This is a genomic window from Exiguobacterium sp. FSL W8-0210 (genome assembly GCF_038006045.1).
Taxonomy (GTDB): domain Bacteria; phylum Bacillota; class Bacilli; order Exiguobacteriales; family Exiguobacteriaceae; genus Exiguobacterium_A.
The window spans coordinates 1-4,677 of record NZ_JBBOUK010000005.1; the positions used below are offsets into that span (position 1 = coordinate 1).

4 protein-coding genes are annotated in these 4,677 nt (G+C 38.8%); 1 reads left to right on the plus strand and 3 read right to left on the minus strand.

Going from position 1 to position 4,677, the window contains the following annotated elements:
* Positions 1 to 606 precede the first annotated feature (606 nt).
* On the plus strand, positions 607 to 1,557 hold the full coding sequence (locus MKY22_RS17280; protein WP_341090766.1) for a type IV toxin-antitoxin system AbiEi family antitoxin domain-containing protein: 951 nt from the start codon (positions 607 to 609) through the stop codon (positions 1,555 to 1,557).
* A gap of 6 nt (positions 1,558 to 1,563) precedes the next feature.
* Here the strand turns inward: MKY22_RS17280 and MKY22_RS17285 are convergent, their stop codons facing one another.
* The 3 genes from MKY22_RS17285 to MKY22_RS17295 form a co-directional block, all read right to left on the minus strand.
* Positions 1,564 to 2,451, minus strand: coding sequence for a nucleotidyl transferase AbiEii/AbiGii toxin family protein (locus MKY22_RS17285; protein WP_341090768.1), 888 nt, complete (start codon positions 2,449 to 2,451; stop codon positions 1,564 to 1,566).
* A gap of 183 nt (positions 2,452 to 2,634) precedes the next feature.
* Entirely contained in the window at positions 2,635 to 2,961 is a 327-nt protein-coding gene (locus MKY22_RS17290) for a DUF3139 domain-containing protein (RefSeq protein ID WP_341090771.1), read from the minus strand.
* Between the two features lie 414 nt (positions 2,962 to 3,375).
* Positions 3,376 to 3,843 carry a hypothetical protein gene (locus tag MKY22_RS17295; RefSeq protein ID WP_341090774.1) on the minus strand — a complete coding sequence of 156 codons (468 nt, stop codon included), beginning with the start codon at positions 3,841 to 3,843 and terminating at the stop codon, positions 3,376 to 3,378.
* Positions 3,844 to 4,677: the final 834 nt, after the last annotated feature.

A 4,677-nucleotide genomic window follows, 5' to 3' on the forward strand; every position in this document is an offset into this window, starting at 1 on the left:
TTGCTGGAACTGCGGTGACGACCGATCCATTCTACTGCGTCGGCTGGATGAACCTACTCGTTTAAAGAGCGAGTGCTGACCTCTTTTTATGTAAGACCAAAACAAAAAGGACATCATCCGATAGCGAGTTTCGTAAAACTTGCTACTGAACAATGTCCTTTTCTATACTAAAACCTTGAATGTTCAAGGTTTCCTTAGTATGATAAGTGCATCTAAGTTGGAGTCACGTCCTATGTGCCTTCAACGATCAATAGCTAGTGTTCCACCACTCGCTATTCAAAAGCGTCACTTCGTTGATCATCTACTCGTCGCCAAACGAGCAGATGGGAGAAGTGGCGTTTTTTGTTGTTCCGTCCGTATTTTGTTACTGATTATTGTACGCTTACATCAATTTTCTGACAACATTTTATTTAGAAGACTTTAAAATAAAACTATCGAAAAAGTACTACTAGTATATATACTAGTAGTACTCCCTCGATTTATTTTTTTGAGATACGTTGCGTGTACTACTAGTATATATACTAGTAGTACAGTTAAAGTAAATAAAATAATACATAGTCTGTTACTAGTATATATACTAGTAACAGGTCAATCAAAAAAAGAAAGGTGATTTTAATGTCTTCAAACAAACGTGTTCCTTTGAAAACAGCAGTGTATCGAGAATTAGATACTATTTTGCCAATTATGCTGGCAGAAGGATCTGTTTTCTCTCGGGTAAGCTTGATAGCGATTTTAAATCAATTAAAACAATCTATGATATTAAAACCCGCATATGGATACGGGAAATTTGTAACTGCGTTAATAGACTTGAATGTTTTAAAAAAAGTGAAATTCACATTGCCTAATCATTCAACTACCTCTAGATATGTTTTGATTCAAGGAATCGAAACTGCAGTTCATCCTTTTGAGATCGCTTTAAGCCTACTACCCAATTCTTATTTATCGCATTACAGCGCGCTTTTTTTAAACGACCTTACAAACAATGTCCCTAAAGAAATTTTCATAAACAGGGAACAAACTAAAAAACCTGTGGACCCTCAAAACATTCTTACCCAAAAAAAAATAGACTATGCTTTTAATAGACCTATGAGACGAACAAATCAAATCGCAAGCTTCCATTACGAAGGACGCGAATATTTAGTCCACATGTTGAACGGTAAGTACACAGGGAACTTAGGAATCATAAATAAAAAATCACCACAACTTTCTAGGAAAGTCCGTGTCACAAACCTTGAAAGAACGCTCATAGATTGTGTAGTAAGACCTAGTTATTCAGGTGGACCAGAAGAAATCATGTCGGCTTTTAAAAGAGCTGCTGAAGATATCTCGGTTAATCGCTTAGTGGGATACCTGAAAAAAATAGACTACAAATACCCTTACCAAAATCCAATTGCTTTCTACATGGTGGCGAATGGTTATAAATCAAATAGTATGAAATTAATAAAAGACCATATAGATCACGAATTCATAATGTACGTAGGATATCAAATCTTGAATAAAAAACATCATTTTCAAACGAACGTTTACTATCCAAAAAACTTGTTACCTGACGAGTAATAATAATTACTCGTCAGGTAACAAGTCATAGACCTCCATCATGAGTTCGAAATTGAAATCAAATAAAAAATCAAAATCAGGAACGCTTCTTTGATCTGTTATTTGAATCCGAACCCCCTCTTCAAAATTCTGTCTCATCTCTTCTTTATGAGTAATAATTTGAGGTATTAACTCAAACGATACTTCTTTCGCTTTGAATATTTCTTGTACGATATGAATGTTTTCTGGATCTGTAATTTGTTCTCTTAAAGATAAAGATTCTGACTTTTGAATGGCTGTGTAAATGTCATACAGGTCTCTGGCTCTCACCTTGTTCGTCGAAGCTAACGGGTACTGTGGGAGTTGTTGACATAACGCTCGCATCTTTTCATATACGATCATTAAAGGACTATAAATATGAATCTGATACTCGTCTAACTCCATTAAAATTCTTGGTTCAGTATATTCTTCTAAGCTGATATCAATCTCTAGTTTCTTTTTCCCTCCAGCTATTTCTAATGCCATAGATGACCTTTTTTGCTCGGAAAGATGTTTTGTAGATTCAAACATTTCTTCAGTCATGACTTTAAATTCTATACTGTATCCTCCCCAATATGGCGGAAGCTGTACTCTTGATTTCTTAGGTTTAATCTCAAATTTAAAGTCTATAATCTGATAACCAGATTCACTAAAAACTCGAGATAGTGCTCTTTGGAATTTAGGCTCATGCTCTTCTTTCGTGAGCTTAGAACCTTGACTAATAGAAAAGTCTAAATCTTGTGAGGCTCTATCAGTTATCTCTAAAAGTGCAAGTGCGTTACCACCTTTCAAAGTTAGTATTTCCAAAAGATCATCGTCAGAAAAAATTCCTTTGATTGCTAAATCACGAAAAATTGTCGCTATAAAATGGCTCATTTTTTCTCTAGCATCTCCTTTTTAGATGGCACACACCGTGCCAAAATGGCGTTTTTAGTGGCACGCGGTGTGACCTTTTGGCGATTTTGATGATATCAGGGAAACACTAGGCTCCGCCTAGGCTAGCACGCTCCGTGATAGCAGTTTCCCCTTATGCTCTTTTTCACCATTTTTGAGTATTTTTCATTTTAAGATGTGTTTTAAATCAGTTGTTACTTCTGAATTTTGTTGATCATAAGCAATCGTTAAAATCTTATCGTCGATCACTTCGTACGTGTAAGTATAGTCAGGTTCATTCTCGTATCTGACTTCTAAAAAGTATCTTCCTGTCTTCGAATCATACTCCATTTCTTTTTTAGTTATGTCTTGATCATAATCTTTTTGCTCTAAGAGTTTTTCGATTTTCGACTCTGTACTGAGCTTAGAAAATATCCGATACGATGGATACGCAGCAATCAAAACAACTAAAACAATCAGCGTAAAAATAAATGGTCGTACTTCTTTTTGCATCACATCACGTCCGATCCAAAAGATTTTTATAAGTAAGCATAAGCCGAAAAACTTTGTGAAAACGGTCGATTTCGACCGTTTTTTTCGTGCTTGGCTCTGTAGCGTCGTCAACGTTGCGAGGAATTGTCATTTCACGCAACGTTGATAGAAACAGTCAATTTAACTTCAAATACGATATAGTAAACACTCAAGGTCTTCGACCTTACATAAGGAGGAATACGATGAAATATTCACTATTAGGAATCGCGATTATACTCTTCGGAGTCGCAATAATGATCGCATATAGCTCCACTGGCTATGGCTATCTATTAGGGACAAAAATTGGTCTGACGATATCTTTCATCGGACTGATCATCAATATACTTAGCCTATTCTTAAGAGGCGATAACAGTAGTCAGGAGTAAAACAGTGGCATTATTTCTTTGCTACATAGTTACGTAGAACACCTTCAACTAATTCATACAACTTCATGTCATTCTCGAGCGCGATATGTTTCAAACGTTTATGTAGAGCAACATCAAGATCAAGTGAGACTTTCTTACGAAGGACCTTTTCCTGCTTCGTTTCAATCTCGAAATAGCCATCATCCAATTGAGATTGTCCCGTCACAGGGTCCACTCGTAAAGGCTCTTGCGCTTTCTCTTGATTCGGTTTAGTGATGCGACTCGATTGAACAAAATCCAATACTCGTTTCTTCTCATTCGGATGACCTTCTTCGATATGCCATCGCTTGGTTTGTTGATCAAACGTCGCTCCAGCAAGTTTCATCGCTTCACGAAGCTTCTCACGTCCTACTGGAGCATGCGTTTTCGCTACATCGAGGAACTTCATTTGTTTGTTGAATTCAATGACATCCAGAATCGTTAAGTCCATATTTTTCATTTCTTCAAATCCTCCTTAACAAATAATCAACTATTAACCTTCCCTTTTACCCTCTTAATTTTCTGCGTGATAGGGCTAGACACCTGCATTCTTTCTTGGAGTTTTGCTTTTCTAGAACGTTCGGTAGTTGATATAAAGAATCCAGTCCTCTTTCTCTCTGAATGTCTGTATAAGATTTTTGCTTTCCTGATCTAACGCACTTCATTCCGGCGTTTGCGCCTCCACTTCGCTTGTTGGCGCACTGCGGGATATTGAATGGAATCGCTTCGCTCTCTCCTTCAACATCCCTCGCACGACACATGAACCAGTCGTTGATCTTCATCTTTCCGGCACTTTCTGTTCCTTTTTTTCATAAAAAAGACTTGTAGAACCTGAAGAGCGAGGGCATACTGCGGGAGGCAGGCGAGGAAAACGGCTGGATGGGCAGACTAACCCCTTGCAAAAGGAAAGAGTTAAATCTGCCCATCGGTGCACTGCGTCCAGTGTAGGACGAGGTATCCGTATGTCTAGGCGTTCCAAGATTGCAGGGGAGTCTCGCCCCTACGATATGACTCGCTGCGCTCTCGCGCACACAAGGCGTTTCCACGCCCTACCTTGCTGCCTTTCGGCGACTCGTCATATAACCCACTGTATGGCGGCCAAAAGCCGTCATATGTCGTGTCACAGCAATCATACAGCCGCCTACTAGGAAATTCCCCACCGTTTGTCGTGGGACTGCCTACGGTCTCGTACCATATGACCCCGTCTGAACCTCTCAACGATCTTTACCGTATCCCTTCGGGACTTAGGCTATGTACAGGGCTCTCCGTCCTTCCCCTGCTAACGTCGCATCAC